Origin of the sequence: Caballeronia sp. LZ032 (assembly GCF_031451315.1) — a bacterium.
In the GTDB taxonomy this organism is placed as follows: domain Bacteria; phylum Pseudomonadota; class Gammaproteobacteria; order Burkholderiales; family Burkholderiaceae; genus Caballeronia.
In genome coordinates this window covers 1,254,053-1,270,713 of sequence record NZ_JARUXP010000004.1, presented here as the reverse complement: position 1 = coordinate 1,270,713, position 16,661 = coordinate 1,254,053, and the positions used below count along the sequence as shown (strand labels likewise).

Sequence of the window (16,661 nt, the reverse complement as noted above, 5' to 3'; positions counted from 1 at the left end):
CTCCGGGCAGGGCACGCAGGACGAAGCAGCGTGCGCATATTGGGTATTCACGGTTCCATCGGCTGTTGTCCAGCAGCCGCGAGTCGAGACTAAAGCCGGTATGGCGAACTCCATGACGAAAAAGCTGAACGATGTATCCGTCGAAGACGACGCAATGCAAAACGCAGAGTCTGGCGCCGCCGCTCCCGCGGCGAAGGTCGAAAAGGCCAGGGCTCGCGATCGCCGCGCGAAGGAGAAGGCACTTCTGAAGGATGCGTTCTCGTCGAGCGCGCCGGGCACGGTCGAGGAACTCGAGGAGCGGCGCGGCAAGCTGCGCGCGCTCATCAAGCTCGGCAAGGAGCGCGGCTTTCTCACCTATGGCGAGATCAACGATCACCTTCCGGACAACTTCACGGAAACCGAGGCGATCGAAGGCATCATCAGCACGTTCAATGACATGGGCGTGGCGGTGTACGAACAAGCGCCCGACGCCGAAACGCTGCTCCTGAACGACAACGCGCCGAATGCCTCTTCCGACGACGAAGTCGAGGAAGAAGCCGAAGTCGCGCTTTCCACCGTCGATTCCGAATTCGGCCGCACGACCGACCCCGTCCGCATGTACATGCGCGAGATGGGCACGGTCGAACTGCTGACGCGCGAAGGCGAAATCGAGATTGCGAAGCGCATCGAGGACGGCCTCAAGCACATGGTCATGGCGATCTCCGCCTGCCCGACGACCATCGCCGACATCCTGGCCATGGCCGAGCGCGTGCAGAACGAGGAGATTCGCGTTGACGAACTCGTCGACGGCCTGATCGATCCGAACGCCCAGGACACGGACGGTTTTTCCGAACAGGAAGACGAGGCGATCGAATCGGAAGACGAGGAAGCCGAGGAAGAGAAGGACGGCGACGAGGAAGAGGAAGAAGAGGACGACGGCGCCGCCCAGGCCAGCGCCAACGCCGCCCAGCTCGAAGCCCTGAAGCTCCAGTCGCTCGAGAAGTTCGCGCTCATCAGCGAATGGTTCGACAAGATGCGCCGTGCCTACGAGAAGGAAGGCTACAAGTCGAAGGCGTATCTGAAGGCGCAGGAAGCCATCCAGACGGAGCTGATGAACATCCGCTTCACGGCGCGCACCGTCGAGCGCCTGTGCGACACGCTGCGCGCGCAGGTCGATGAAGTGCGCCAGGTCGAACGGCAGATCCTCCATACGGTCGTGGACAAGTGCGGCATGCCGCGCGCCGAGTTCATCACGCGTTTCCCGGGCAGCGAGACGGATCTCGACTGGTCCGAGAAAGTAGTTGCCGAAGGGCACGATTACAGCGCCGTGCTGGAGCGGAACATTCCCGCCATTCGCGAGCAGCAGCAGCGTCTGCTGGACTTGCAGGCGCGTGTCGTATTGCCGCTGAAGGATCTCAAGGAAACCAACCGCCAGATGGCGGCGGGCGAACTGAAGGCGCGTCAGGCGAAGCGCGAGATGACCGAGGCCAATCTGCGCCTCGTGATTTCCATCGCGAAGAAGTACACGAACCGCGGTTTGCAGTTCCTCGATCTCATTCAGGAAGGCAACATCGGCCTGATGAAGGCGGTGGACAAGTTTGAATACCGTCGCGGCTACAAGTTTTCGACTTACGCCACGTGGTGGATCCGGCAGGCCATTACGCGTTCCATCGCGGACCAGGCGCGCACCATCCGCATTCCGGTTCACATGATCGAAACGATCAACAAGATGAACCGCATCTCGCGCCAGATCCTGCAGGAAACCGGTCTCGAGCCGGATCCGGCAACGCTCGCCGAGAAGATGGAAATGCCGGAGGACAAGATCCGCAAGATCATGAAGATCGCGAAGGAACCGATCTCCATGGAAACGCCGATCGGCGACGACGACGATTCCCATCTCGGCGATTTCATCGAGGATACGAACACGGTGGCGCCGTCGGATGCCGCGCTGCATGCCTCCATGCGCGATGTCGTAAAGGACGTGCTCGACTCGCTGACGCCGCGTGAGGCGAAAGTGCTGCGCATGCGTTTCGGTATCGAAATGAGCACGGATCACACGCTGGAAGAAGTCGGCAAGCAGTTCGACGTGACGCGCGAGCGCATCCGTCAGATCGAGGCGAAGGCGCTGCGCAAGCTGCGTCATCCGAGCCGCTCGGACAAGCTGAAGTCGTTCCTCGAAGGCAACTGAACGGGCACGGCGGGCTTGTATTGAGAGGCGTAGTGAGGCACACTCGCTAGCCTTCGGAAACGCCCAGCGCACGGTTCAGACGTCAGGAAAGCGCCGATCGCGGCGCTTTCTTTTTGCCCGTCGCGTTTGAAGGCCAGTAGCGCCTGGGGCCGGAAGCTTAATTGGTATAAGCTGTCGACTCATAATCGACCGATAGTGGGTTCGAATCCCACCCGGCCCACCAGTCCCTCTGATCTCCCCAATTGACGCCCGAGCCCCGCTCGTACGCGTCGCCGCAAGCACCTCCTCCCAAACGCCTCACCGCTTCACTCAAAGCAACGCTCAGGCATCCAGACGAAAATTCGTTCATCCGGTTTCTCATCAATACATTAAATCGTCTCGCGTTTTCAACACGATGCTCCGCTTTGTGAATTAGTGTCCTGATTTAAACATGAAGAAGTCGTGTGCGTAGCATCGATGACATTGATCGCACCGGCCGAGCCGGGAATCGATCGGTCAATCTGTAGCATGCCCGCAGTGATGCGACGTGTTTTCCAGGCCTGATATCCGTTTCCCAGTCGCTTTCGCATTTTGCGCTGGGCATCACTCGAGCTGCTTTTCTCTGACATCGATTTACCGATGCCCGTACAAAGCGAAGGAGCACGCGATGTGGGAATGGGAGAGGCGCGACGAAAGTCAGCCACGCCGCAGAGGCACAAGTTCGCCCGATGCTTCGTTCAACCTCTTCACGGACACGAGTCCGCACGCGTCGCGCGGGAGGCTTGAACACAATCCAATGCCGGATCAGGATGACACGCCCCCGAGCTTCGACTCCTCCGCTTCGCCAGACAGCGTCTTCATCCGCACGGTGCAAGATCTGGTGACGCGTATCGCGCTGCGCTTCAGCCAGGACGTCGTTCAACACTGCTGCGCCGGCGAAACGGCCTTTCACGATCTCCAGCGCCTCTACACTCGACGCGAAGACTGGCTCACAACGCTCCTCCAACTCGGCGAGTTGCTGCCGGCCTACGCCGCTTACCTTCCTGAAACCTGCGGGCCGCAAGCAACCCGCGCCGCCGCAAAGCTGAACGACGCCCTGACCCTCTGGCGCGCAGCCGACAGCTTCTATCGAACCATGCGAAGTGATGCCCGGGCCGACGCATCCTGGCTCGAAAGCTTCGCCGCGTGCCTCGCGCTTTTCGATCAATGCATCGCGGTGCTGCCGGATAACATGCGCGACGTCGCACGAACTGCCATTGATTGGCTCAAGCGAGGACTGGCCTGCTACGCCGCCTTCGATGATCTCACTCAACGCCTCAAGGCCACGCAGACGAACGACAGCCTCTCGATGGCCGACAAGCTCGCGCAGGCCAGTCATCTGATCGAACTGCAAGCGGACCGGTTGCCGGAGACCTGGAACGCATCGCTGCGCGCCGCGCTGCGGTCGTGGGCGACGCTTAGAGCGTGCATGCGTCGTATGGACGACGCCCGCGCCATCTTCGAGCGTGCGGGCAATCTCACGGGTCTCGCTCAAGCCCTGCTCACCTTGCTCGGGGACGAAGGGAGAACGGGCTTCGCCTCCTTCGACCGCTTCATTACCTATTGCAGGGCGCTCAGCGAGGCCTATCTGGTGGTGAGCAATCGCCTCGGCGGAGACGGCTCCGCCGATGAACCCAGCGCAGCGGGCTCGCTCCATCACCGGCTTGCGGCGCTCGTCGGCTTCCTCGGGGGACCGGCAGGCGCACCATTGAGAAGCCACATACCGGAACCCGTATTGATCGTCATCGACACGGCCAACGTGCTGATGCAGCAATATCAGACGGCCGAGCGTCTCCATGGTGCGTTCCACGAGATCCACAACAGCGCTGACACGTTGACCGCGAAGCTCGGCGCATCGTCGAGTCTCATCAGAAGTCAAGCGGGCCGGCTTCTGCCTGAAGCCGCGCGCACGCCCCTCATGGCCATCGCCGAATTGCTCGATGGTCTGCTCGCATCGTGGAGGGGCAGCGACGGATCATCGGCGGAGTCGCGTGTCAGGTCGATCGAACGCGCCATCACGCAACTGGAACGCGCGGCGCGTGATCCGGGCCTGGCACGCGTGCTGCCCGAATCCGCGCGCACAGGCGTGCAGCACGTCCTGCGCTCCTGCCAGATGCTGACGGGACAACTCGGCGCGCTTCTCAAAGCGCACGGACACGGCAGCTTCGCCGAATTCCTGCAAACCTTGTTGAGGGAAGACGGACCCGCGGCATGGCTTCCCCAAGTGCTTCAGCCCGTACTGGAATGGGCGCGAATGCTCTCGCATGTCGCAGAGCAATCCGATACCTCGGATCTCCCCGCGTATCCCGCGCAGGCAGGCGTGCCCGAACAACTCGGCTGGCTTGCGCATGCACTGCAGAACCCGGACCGGATCGAAGTCTTGCTGAAGCATGTGGCGCCGGAAACGCGCAGCATGTTGCGGACCGGTTCTGTGCTGCTGCAACGCACCTTGGCAGGTCCGCAAAGCGACGCGCTACCCGCGCAGGCGCAATGGCTCCTGAGCCTGATACAAAGCGCCGAAATGCGCGAGCTTCTTGCGCTCGGCGGTGTGTCGCAAGACGAGTGGATGAATGGCTTCGTCGATACGGCGCTGGCCCAGGAACTGTTCAAGGGCTTCATCGAGGCGACGCGAGCAGATTCGGTTCTTGCCAGCGCTCAAGTCGCGCTGATGCCTCTGGCCAACTTCAAGGTAATGGCAAGCGCGGGCGCAACCGCTGTCTGGCACGCGCTGGGATACGCGCCATTGTTCGGGGTGGAGCGGGTCCTGCAAGGCTTGCTCGGCCAGGTGACGATAGAAGACTCATGGCAGGCCACGGTCAACAAGCTGCTATCGGGCATGGCTCAGGATGTCGCATCGGTCAAAGGGATCATCGACGAGATACACGGCATCGGCAAGGAGATATCCGCGCGCCTGCCGCGCATGCTGTCACACGCCGACAGAACCGACGTCGCGCGTACCGAAGACAAGCGTCTCGCAGAACGCGTCGGCGAGCTTCGTCGACGCATCCGCGAACGCGTGGAAGCGCTCGGCGACAACCCGAATCTCACCGACCTGAGAAGCAACCTCGTCGTCATTCGGGAGACGTTCGGCGAGATCAGGCAGATCGCACGCGATGTGGAAGTCGCGGACGACATCAAGCTGCTCATCGAGGCGACCAAGGACCTCTGCCCGCTGATGCTGGAGTCGTTCAGCGAGACCCACTTCAGTCACGCATTGACGGCGATCCGGCGCTTCCCGGCAAAGCCGGAAGCGGGCGACTGGCAAGCCATGTTGAGCGGATTCCAGGGGTTTGAGCAGACCAGACCGCTCTATCGCGCGTTCATCGTGGTCAGGCTCACGTGGCTGACGGCCCGGCTGGCCACGGCGGATCCCGCCGAGCGCGCATGTGGGCTCGATGAACTCACACGCGAATTGAGTCACATCGCCGATGCGTCCTTCGAGGGAAGCGACGCCATCGCCGGCTTGCGGCACATGCTGCCGCTGTTGCCCGATCTGCTGGCGGCGCGCGAGCATATTGAATTGCCGCAAGCCGGTTCCTGGCTCGAGTGGGCGTCCAGGCTGACGGGTGCGCTGGCCGCGAGCGAGGCGCCCGTCATCAGGCGGCTCAGGCATAACCTGGAGCAGCAGACCGAGGCGTGGATACTCGGGAAATTGCATCAGGCGACGAATGCGCTGTTGAACCGGTCTCCTGCACAGCGTGAAGCTGCGCCTTCGACACTTGCCGAACTGATGCCGCTCAACAGGGCATGGGCCGTTGATGTGTCGGTGCGCGATCTCATCGCCGAGCAGGGCGTCCATACGATACAGGGCAAGAGGTACATTGAAGAGCAGACCCATGTCTATCGCGTGCGTTACAGCCGCGAAGAAGGCGTTTTGTGCGTATTGTCGAATGGTCGGGAGCATGATCGGATGGCCTGGCATCCGCTCGAATTCAGAGGCGGGCATTGGTGGGTCAAGCCACGCACCGTCAAGCTTCCCGGGGGCGCGGCAAGCGATGCTGCATCAGCCGATGAGCATTCTTCGACTTCGGTACAGCAGATCGAGAGCGACGGCCTGACAATCCATGACTTCCTCGTCACGGACGCCGGCTCGAAGGAAGCCACCGGCCTCAACTGGACGCGAATAGTCGGCGCCGCTGGGCTTGCCGCCAGTCTCTCCGTGATGCTGACGCTGTTCTTTGTCTGGCGCGCGGCGCGTGGCGCTGAGGCGCATGCGTCGGAACGACGTGGAAGCGAGTCGTCGAGCGTCGAGCCCTCTGAAAGCGCGCCATTGTCCATGGAGTTTCAGTCGCTGCCTCGTGACGTCAGCGAGATCGAAGTCAGCATCAACGGCAGCAGCAATAGCGCTTCGAGACGCAATAAGTACTTCGTTTTGATTGGCGCGCTGGCGGCGGTGATGGCGGCAGGATCGGTATGGGCCCTCGTGACGCCACTCGACGAACCCCCTGTCGAAGACGACGCAACGCCCGACGGCGACACGGCCGGTAGGTCCGATCTTCTTGCGAGTGAATACCTGTGCGGCATCGAGTCGCCTTCAGTGCCGTCGCATCAGATTGTCATCGACGCTTCGATCGACCTGCGTCTGCTTCGCGCGGCACATCTGGAAGACGACGGAAAAGGTGACGCAGTCGAGGCGAGAGCTCACCGCTCGCGGCGATTCGCAGACGCCACGGCAGCAAGTCCTGAGTTCTGGCCGATGCCGGGTGACTCGGCAGTCGATGCCCAACTCGAAGCCGCCGTGACCAACATGTTTTCCGCTGCGAACGCTTATCCGCCGGAAGTCGAATACTTCTCGCAGATCGAAGACAAGCTGTATTCCAACAAGGCCGGCACGCGCAAGCTTCTTTTCGCAAGCGGGCGCTTCTGGGCCTGCCACAAGTTCGTTGATTTTTCGCCGATTACCGGAGCGGAGAATCAGGACGCGGCGAAATCCACGGCTGCGGGGGAAAAGGGATCGACGAATCGTGACGCCATCCTCTCCGCAGGCGGCAAGCAACTCTACATCGCATTCGACGGGCACAACTGGAAGCTGAAGGCCGGCGCCAACACCGGTGTCAATACAACGAGCAAGTCCGTGCCGGAGCCTTTTGCCAAAGAGGTGATATCCGAAATCGGGCAGTGGAGCGAGCAATCGGTTTATCCCTACACCAGGGGCGCCGGCGTCGAAGGACGGCTGTATGCGGACCCCCAGGGAAACCGACTCATCTGCCTGAATCGACGGTTCTGGCGATGCGTATTGTTCCATCCAAACCTGATCGAAGTAATGGGGGGAACGGAGGCGCGTCCGGACACCGCTTATCTCGCATGGTCGACCGAAGAGTCCCGGTGGAATCTTGCGCAAGTCGCGAGTCCGTCGCCCTTGCCAGACCGCATCTATACAGATGAACTGAAGAGGGCGATTGTGGAACAGGTCGCGCCGGAGGATCCTGCCTACCCGTTGCACAGCGTGAAAGGTCATCCAGGCCTTTATTCGACGTCGGTCAGCCCGACTTCGCGGAAAAGCGAAGGCTGGTATCTCAAACTGGAAGCCGAATTCTACCGATGCGCCGAGAAGCTTCTGGTCATCTGTGTCAATACCCAGGGCGGGGATTCCGTCGAGGCAGTGTCGCTTGCGCCAAAAGAACGGGCCAGACCGACGATCCACGCGGCGTGGGACGCAAGCCTCGGACAATGGCAAAAAATCAGCTTCGACGGCAAGACAGCCTGCACGCCCGGATTCGACGCAAATGAACTTGCGTCGCATGGTCAATTCACGCGCGCCAACACGACGGCCGGAGCCGAACTGCTGACGCAGCTTTCCGATCTGGACGATACGGCCGCACTGGATAACCCGGACGTAGCTCAACCTCCTGTGCAAGGTGGGATTTACGAGTCTGATCGAAAGCTATACATGCACCTTCTCGAAAAGTTCTGGCCGTTCGTCATGCTCACGCCGGTGCTGGGCATTCTATTCACCGGAAAGAAGATGACGCAGTCCCGGACGCTCGTCTGCATCAAGGGCGCATGGTTTCCCCTCGATGCCGGCGTGGCGATGCGAAACATCTACCAGCTTTTGCAGGGCTCGCGGATGTCGGAGCTTCTTGAATGGTCGGATTCACTGCTGACGCGTGCGGGGCCCATGACCTGGTCGCAGATGTTGATCGGACTGGATGATCTCGCCACGAAGTCGCTTCTTGAGAATGTCGATACGCCGGACACGGAGGCATTCAGGATCGCCTTGCTCAGGAAGTCCCTTGTATGGTTTCTTCAAAGGCTGACGCCTCCTGATAAACAGTGGTCGCTGGCCATCGCGGCAGGCAGGTCGCCGAGCAATGATCTGATGCAGCAGATTGGTCTGGAATTGGGACGCCACGAGCCAGTCAACGAACCGAATATCGCTTTTGCTGTTTCCGTATGTGATTCGACCGACCAGCAGATCCAGAGCGAATTGAATGATCTGACCGCGAAGATAACGGCAACGGAAGCGGCGCTCAAGCAGGCTGAATATCATGTTCTCGCGGAGAATCGGGCCAGGCCCGATCCGAATGCATGCTCGGATGGACCGAAGGCCGAGCCGCTCGTTTTTATCCTGCTCAATGAGATCCATGAACTGGGCGCTGACATGGATGCCAAGGCCGAGTGGTGGATCGGCGAGTACAAACGTCTGCTACGCGTGAGCGAGAAGTTGAAGTGCCGGAGAGCGGACCTCTTCGCCCTGCAGGACGGAATCAGAGCGAACGATTACGTTGCAGGCTTCAGGCTTGCTCGAGGCAAGGAGAAGGAGGAACTGTCCAGGCAATGGATCAGTGACGACTTCGGCAAGAAGCTACGTCAGGGAATCGCCTATTCGCGCATTCTTGCGGACATCGAATGGGAGATCTTCAGGTTCTGGAACCAGAACAAGGGCGGCGAAAATCTGAGCGATCCGGCGATGGTCAGGATTGGCGATCTCCTCAATGCACGCCTCTACATTTCCCGGCAGTGGCAGCAAGCCGATAACTTTTCCGAAATTCTGTTCGAACTGAATCGCTTCGACGCCAAGCAGCTTGCGATCAGCCTCGCCGGAAACTATCTGGATATCCTTGCCTCGCTGGAGAAGGCGGACTGGATCATCGCATCATCACCGCAGTCATCCGGACTGAATGCATCGCACCGGACGATCATTGCCGCGATCGTGCTCTGGACCGGTGAGAAAGGCGTGTCGATTGCGTCCATCAGGCCGCTGGATCACGCCCTCATTGCAGATCACTTCTCTGAACGCTCGCAAGCATTGCATCCATTGAGCGGCATCGGCCGCGCGCCTGAAGGCTACCGGACCTTGATGAATCTGAAGCCGAGTTCACTCTGTGCGAACGACACGGAGTTCTTCGCCCAATTCGAAAGTTATGAGGCGTACAGCCTGCCCTACGATGCGATGTGGACTGCAGCGACGCTGTTACTGCCGCTTCGGATTTCAATGCGTGAGTACTACTCGATCACAAAGGCGATTCACGTCAGCAACGAAATCGACAAGTCCGACGAGTACTTCATCAAGCTTGCAGGTGGCGACTGGATTCTGGCGAAACTTGGCGCGGACAGCGCTGACAGGAGCAGTCTCAGGATCGCGGCGAAAGATGCCAGAAACGCGCGGGCTGCTCCGCAATATCGATTCTGGAAGGATGTTCGTGTGCTGAGTGATTCCGGCAAGCAGATATTCGAATACACGTTCGAGGAAGTATTCATCTGCCTCGACCCCGGGATTCCCAGAAATTGCCCGAATGGGATCAAGCAGACTTCATTGAAACGGAACAGTGCCGAGTATCTGGACAAGACGAAGCACGCAAGCATCGCGGACTACCTGTCGCTTGAAATGGCAAAGCTGATCAAAGCCCGGGTCCCACAGTACAAAGACAAGCTCTATAGGCCGAGCTTCGCTCAACGATTGCTGTTCAATCTCGTGCCGTTCTACAAGATGGGATACATGATCTCGTTCGACAAGGACTATAAGGTCAGTCCGCTTGATGCCCTTGTCGATACGCTCACGGTCATGTTGTCCCTGTATCCGGCGGGCAGAGGAATCGGTGCGGCGATTTCCCGAGGCTCCTTGCGGGAAAGCGTACGTTCGGGCAGGGCGCTTGGATTGTCCGGAACGGCATTGGCCAATCACGTCCTGCGCGTCATCCAGGCGAGCGCAGTGGGGGCGGATGTATCCAGGATCGCCAAAACCATTGCGGCCGCTTTGCTGGACATTCTCGTTCCGCTTCCAATCGATATAGCGGATATCGGGCGGGCATCGAAGGCTGGAATCATCCGGCCCGCGCGACTGAAAGGCGGAACTGTATTTCCCGGACGACTGGAGTGTGCGCGCCATGAGGGTCGACGATCAATATCTGACCTCCGTGGTATCCGAGCCCGGCCTGCAATTCAATGCCCCAAGCAATACCTATACGCTGCGCGGAGCCTCGCCCGTCCCGAGGTACGCGGAATATATCAAGGCTGGCGAGAAATTCTGCGAGGTCAGATTCAACTGGAGAACCAACACCTATAACGCCGTTCATCCGATGAGCCGTCTGGATGGCCCGTCGGTGAGGTTTTCCGGAGGAGAATGGAAGGTCGTGCCGGAGCCGACACCGCCGTGCACACCGATACGCAGATTTGCCATCACGCACATCGATGAAGGCCTGAGCCTGCAAACCGCCAGGGAAATGCGCGACGTGTTGGCCAGAGCGAAGAATGAAGCGATGAGCCTGCTTGAGGATGCCAGCTTCGCGTTGCGGGAGAACCGTGAGGAACTGCGAATTGCGAGATTGTTCGAGATATTCTTCGGCGATTCCGTGGAGGAAGTGCTCGAACATTTCTTGGAGACACGCCTCCCGCTGTGCGGCGCTTCACTGGACAAGCTGAACGTTTCCACCACAACACGCTATGCGAAGCAGGGATATCAGAGCGATGTCCTGGTCACCACGTATCCATCCAACGCGCCGCCTCTTTATCAGCCCCATCAGGATTACTATCCCCTGAAAGTGACATCAAAGGAGGTGACGTTCCTGTTGACCGCATTCGAGAAAGGTTTCGACGAAGTGGCGATCATGGGCTCGCAGTTCGATCAGGTGATGTCACGGATGTTGATTCACGAGAGTTATCACATGTCGGCGGAAGACTTGCTGGACGTTTATGCGTCACGGACCGGAACGCGGAATACCGTGGAAAGACTCGTGGTGAACAGCGGCGAAAAGCTCAGGGGAATTCCAGTGGAAGATCTGGCAACCGATCCGAAGTTCAAGAGCGTCGTCTTGCAGACGCTCAGGTTCGCGATAGAAAAGGATCCGACCCGGCGGAAATGGAGGCTGCGTAATCGTATGCCCGGGACCGATCAGCCACTCGGACCCCAGGCGCTGGAAGCGCTCTACGCCGACAAGAGCGCGGTCAAGCGCCAGCTACAGGATGTCATCGACAATTTCACGCCCAAGCTGCCTTTCAATCCGGATAGCGTGAGCTTCGTCGTACTGGGCCTGGCCTATCTCAGGAAAGATCCGGACAGCCTGCAAAGTTTCTTCGCCAGGTACGAGAATTTCATGAACGGAGAGCTGGATTCGCTCGCATGGGATTACCGTTCCCTCTACTGATGTCTTCGGCCCCGCCTTGCCGATCATCCATTCATCCCGCCCTATATGAACGATAAGAATGTCTTGGTTTCAAGAATGATCTTTCTGGCTCACCATGACGGAGTCTGGAAAAGCACATGGAGCGAGACATGGAAAGCACGACGGACTTGAAGCGCTATGAATTGCTGATCAACGGCGAGTGGATGCCGCCAAGCGGCGGCGACTATTCCACCAACCTCGATCCCGCCACCGAAAACCCCATTGCCCATGTCGCGCAAGGCACCTCCGCCGATGTCGACCGCGCGGTACAGGCCGCTCGCGCCGCGTTGAAACCCTGGAACGCGATCCGCGCAGCCGAGCGCGGCCGCATCCTGATGAAGTTCGCCGATCTGCTGCGCCAGAATCAGGATGAGCTTGCCGCGCTCGAAAGTCTCGACGGCGGCAAGCCCATTGCGGCGGTGCAGCGTCAGGACGTTCCCGCCGCCATCGATACGCTCGCGTACTACGCCGGCTGGTGCGACAAGATCAACGGTCAGGTCGTGCCCGCGCGGCCCGACGCGCTGACGTACACGGTGCGCGAACCGGTCGGCGTGGTTGCGGCGATCGTGCCATGGAACTTCCCGCTGATGATCGGCATGTGGAAGATCGCGCCGGCGCTTGCCTGCGGTTGCACGCTGATCGTGAAGCCCGCCGAGATCACGCCGCTGTCCGCACTGATGCTCGGTCGCCTGGCCCTCGAAGCCGGCGTGCCGCCCGGGGTGCTCAACATCGTGACCGGAAAGGGCTCGGTGGTCGGTGATTCGCTGGTCGCGCATCCGGGCGTCGACAAGGTGACGTTCACCGGATCGCCGTCGGTCGGACGCGGCATCCTGCAGGGCGCCGCGGGCAACTTCAAGCGCGTCACGCTCGAACTGGGCGGCAAGTCGGCCAATGTCATCTTCGCCGACGCCAACCTCGACGGCGCCGTGCGCGCGGCGGCATCGGGCATCTTCTTCAACGCGGGGCAGGTCTGTTCGGCGGGCTCGCGCATCCTGGCCCAGCGTGCCGTGTACGACGAGGTGGTCGAGCGGCTCGCGCAACGTGCCCGCACCATCAAGCTCGGCGATCCCACGCAGCGCGAGACCAACATGGGCCCCGTCATCTCCGCCAAACAGATGAAGACGATTCTGGAATACGTCGACATTGGCAAGGGCGAGGGCGCATCGCTCGTGACCGGCGGACGACGTGTCGGCGAGCGCGGCTATTTCATCGAGCCGACGGTGTTCGCCAACGTCGAGCACGAGATGCGCATCTCGCAGGAAGAGATCTTCGGGCCGGTGGCCAGCGTGATTCCGTTCGACGACGAAGCGGACGCGCTGCGCATCGCCAACGGCACCGCGTACAGCCTTGCAGCGGGCGTGTGGAGCGCGGATATCGGCCGGGTGCACCGGATGGCGGCCGGATTGAAGGCGGGCACCGTCTGGGTCAATACCTACGGCTACACCGACGTCCGGCTGCCGTGGGGCGGCAGCGGCGATTCCGGTTTTGGCCGCGAGCATGGCGATGTCGCGATCGAAAACTTCACGGAGCCGAAGGCCGTGTGGGTGGCGCTGGCGCCCTGAAGGGATGAACGCAAAGCGGGCGGCCCGGAGTGTCCGGGCCGCCCGCTTTCATTGGCAGAGAAGCTCAGAACTGCATCGCTTCCCGATCGCGCGCTCGCCAGAGCCGTGCGCGCTGCGTGCTGTCCTCATACTGGACGGTGTTCTGCCGGCACGCTTCGACCATCGAATTCTTCCGCTCCACGATAGCCTGGCAAAGGAACTCGGCGCTGTACGCTTTCAGCAGATGCGGACAATGCGTCTCGATGTACAACGCGATCCTGCCGTAGTCGCTGTCCGCTGATGCAAGCGAGCGGTACGTCTGCGCGTCCCAGCGGAACATCAGGTCGAGTTCTTCGAAAGCCGTATTGAATGCGCAGACCTGCGCCTGAACTTCGCGGTCATCGCCGTGAATTGCCTGGATCATGATCGTCTCCTGTTGGCCGGGGGGCTCCATCGCAGGATAGGAAAATCAATCCATACACGACAGTTAAACTTTCTTCGAGTATGTATTGATAAAGCCTTATGTGTTCGGCTTGCCCGTTGTCGCGACGATCTGCGTGATCGACTCGATTTGCGCAGCGCCTTCCTGGATCAGGAAGTCCTTGAATGCAAGCGCGACCGGCGGCAGACGTTTGTTGTTGCGATGCACGACGAACCAGTTGAGCATCACCGGAAAGTCCTCGATATCTAGCACGGCCAGCTTGCCCATCTGCAATTCCATGCTGATGGTATGAGCAGAAAGAAAGCTGAGCCCCATGCCGGCGATCACCGCCTGCTTGATGGTCTCCGTGCTTGTGATTTCCATCGCCACGTTGAGGTTCGTCAGGCGTCCGGCGAAGCCTTCCTCCATCGAATTCCAGGTATCGGAGCCGCGCTCGCGGACGATGAACGGCTCGTCGGCCAGCGCTTCCAGCGGAAGATCGCGGCGCCCGACGAGCGGATGATCCGGCGGCGCGACGATCACATACGGATGCGGCGCGAACGACACGTTCACGGTATCCATGTCGCGCGGCGGACGCACCATGACGGCCAGGTCGGTGAGATTGTCGGATAGCTGATGCAGCAGTTCCTCGCGATTGTGCACGGCGAGGTTGAGCCGCACGTCGGTATTGCGCAGCGTGAAGGCGGCGAGCAGCCGCGGAAAGAAGTAATCGCCGGCGCTGATGACCGCGACATTCAGCGTGCCTCCGGAAATACCCTTGAGGCGGGCCATGGCGTCGTCGGCTTCGCGGAATTGCTCCAGGATGGCGCGGCTGTGATGGAGCATTTCGTTGCCCGCCGGCGTCAGGAAAATCTTCTTGCCCAACTGCTCGAACAGCGGCAGTCCTGCGTGTTCTTCGAGTTGCTTCACCTGTGTGGAAACCGCTGGCTGCGTGAGGTACAGCTCTTCGGCGGCGCGGGAAAAACTCAGTCGCCGTGCGACGGTTTCGAAGATCTTCAATTGACGCAGGGTGGCGTTGCGGAGCACGGCAATCCCTCATCCATTAACGATACTGAATTTATACAATAATTTTTTCTAACTTTCCTTAATCGTTTTTCTCCCCCACGATGCTTTCACGTCCCATCAGTTGTAAGCCGGACAGTCCCACCAGGCGCGAACGGCCATGCTGGCCCCAGGCATCGACCGGATTTCGCGCGGCATACCAGAAGCACCCCGCCTCACCGCACCACGCATCAATCAGCACGATCAGCAGCATGCGAAGCCTGCAAAGGCTGGTTCGAATCATCCGGACTCAACTGGGAATCGCTTGACATGATTCTTCGATCGCCTGACGCGGATGTTTGCCCCATGTGCGAATCGATCGCCCGCTGCATCGCGCGCGCCGTGCGCCGCACGCACGCCAACCGGCGGCCTCCCGCCCATGCCGCCTGGACCGAGCCCTTCTCCTGACCGACCGCCCGCCGCCGACGCAGCGCGCCGGCTTCTCGCAGCACATCAAGCGCCGTACGAGCGCTGAGAAACACAACGGAGACAGACATGGCAAGCGCAGACACGGTTGTGTCCGGGCAATCGCACGGGCGTCATCACAACAGATGGTTCCAGCTGGTGATCGGCATCATCTGCATGGGACTGGTCGCCAACCTGCAGTACGCATGGACGCTGTTCGTCGTGCCAATGGACGCCAAGCACCATTGGGGTCAGGCGGCGATCCAGACCGCCTTCACCATCTTCATCGTCACCGAAACCTGGCTCGTGCCTGTGGAAGGCTGGCTCGTCGACAAGTTCGGACCGCGGCCGGTGGTCATCGGCGGCTCGATTTGCGCGGCGCTCGGCTGGATCATCGACGCCCACGCGACCAGCCTCGTGCATCTCTACATCGCGGCGGTCGTGGCGGGCGTGGGCGCGGGATGCGTGTACGGCACCTGCGTGGGCACGGCGCTCAAGTGGTTCCCGGACAAGCGCGGCCTCGCGGCGGGATTGACCGCGGCCGGCTTCGGCGCGGGCGCGGCGGTCACGGTGATACCGATCTCGAACATGATCCAGCGCTCGGGCTACGAGCATGCGTTCATGTTCTTCGGCATCCTGCAGGGCGTCTGCATCTTCGTGCTTGCGCTGATGCTGGTGCGGCCGAAGCCGCCGGCGGGCATCGTTCCGGCGAAGCGCATCGTCGCGACGAAGATCGACTACACGACAGGCCAGATGGTGCGCGCGCCGATCTTCTGGGTGCTGTACCTGATGTTCGTGTTCGTTGCGGCGGGCGGCGTGATCGCGACCGCGCAGTTCGGGCCGATCGCGAAGGAATACGGCTTCGCGAAAATGCCGGTCAACCTGTTCGGCATCACGTTGCCGCTGCTCGCGATGACCTTGTCGATCGACAATCTGTGCAACGGCTTCACGCGTCCGCTGTGCGGCTTCATCTCCGACAAGATCGGCCGTGAAAACACGATGTTCATCATCTTCCTGGGCGAGGGCATTGCGCTGCTCGGGCTGATGGAGTTCGGCCACAACCCGTATCTCTTCATGCTGTTCGCGGCGCTGACGTTCCTGTGCTGGGGCGAGATCTTCTCGATCTTCCCGGCAACCTGTGCCGATACCTTCGGCAGCAAGTACGCCGCCGCCAATGCCGGCACGCTATACACCGCGAAAGGCACGGCGTCGATGCTGGTGCCGCTGGCGTCGGTGCTCGCGTCGATCGGGTCGTGGAACGCGGTGTTCACTGCGGCAGCGGTGACGTCGATCGCGGCGGGGCTGTGCGCCAAGTTCGTGCTCGCGCCGATGAGAAAGCGCTGGATCGACAACACGGTCGCGCAGGCGTCGAGTGAATCGTCGGTGAATGCATCTTTCCAGGCCGGCTGGGACGGATCGCACAAGACGGTGCAGTAAGCGGGGCG

7 protein-coding genes and 1 tRNA gene are annotated in these 16,661 nt (G+C 60.6%); 5 read left to right on the top strand and 3 right to left on the bottom strand.

Annotated elements, in window-relative coordinates:
* Positions 1–100: 100 nt before the first annotated feature.
* The 4 genes from rpoD to QCE69_RS33660 all read left to right on the top strand — a co-directional run bounded on the left by rpoD (position 101) and on the right by QCE69_RS33660 (position 13,349).
* Positions 101–2,167 (top strand): RNA polymerase sigma factor RpoD, encoded by a 2,067-nt coding sequence (gene rpoD, locus QCE69_RS33675; protein ID WP_309935244.1) that lies wholly within the window; start codon positions 101–103, stop codon positions 2,165–2,167.
* Between the two features lie 146 nt (positions 2,168–2,313).
* Positions 2,314–2,390: transfer RNA gene (locus QCE69_RS33670), tRNA-Ile, on the top strand.
* Between the two features lie 423 nt (positions 2,391–2,813).
* Complete coding sequence (locus QCE69_RS33665; RefSeq protein WP_309935242.1) at positions 2,814–10,691, top strand: hypothetical protein; 7,878 nt, start codon at positions 2,814–2,816, stop codon at positions 10,689–10,691.
* Positions 10,692–11,897: 1,206 nt separating this feature from the next.
* Positions 11,898–13,349 carry an aldehyde dehydrogenase family protein gene (locus QCE69_RS33660; RefSeq protein WP_309935240.1) on the top strand — a complete coding sequence of 484 codons (1,452 nt, stop codon included), beginning with the start codon at positions 11,898–11,900 and terminating at the stop codon, positions 13,347–13,349.
* Between the two features lie 64 nt (positions 13,350–13,413).
* Here the strand turns inward: QCE69_RS33660 and QCE69_RS33655 are convergent, their stop codons facing one another.
* The 3 genes from QCE69_RS33655 to QCE69_RS33645 form a co-directional block, all read right to left on the bottom strand.
* Complete coding sequence (locus QCE69_RS33655; RefSeq protein WP_309927128.1) at positions 13,414–13,752, bottom strand: hypothetical protein; 339 nt, start codon at positions 13,750–13,752, stop codon at positions 13,414–13,416.
* 96 nt (positions 13,753–13,848) lie between these two features.
* On the bottom strand, positions 13,849–14,796 hold the full coding sequence (locus tag QCE69_RS33650; protein WP_309927126.1) for a LysR family transcriptional regulator: 948 nt from the start codon (positions 14,794–14,796) through the stop codon (positions 13,849–13,851).
* A gap of 58 nt (positions 14,797–14,854) precedes the next feature.
* Positions 14,855–15,025 (bottom strand): hypothetical protein, encoded by a 171-nt coding sequence (locus tag QCE69_RS33645; protein WP_309935237.1) that lies wholly within the window; start codon positions 15,023–15,025, stop codon positions 14,855–14,857.
* 281 nt (positions 15,026–15,306) lie between these two features.
* Between QCE69_RS33645 and oxlT the strand changes: the two genes are divergently transcribed.
* Positions 15,307–16,653: an oxalate/formate MFS antiporter gene (gene oxlT / locus QCE69_RS33640; protein WP_309819338.1), complete on the top strand. Its 1,347-nt coding sequence runs from the start codon at positions 15,307–15,309 to the stop codon at positions 16,651–16,653.
* The last annotated feature ends 8 nt before the right edge of the window (positions 16,654–16,661 follow it).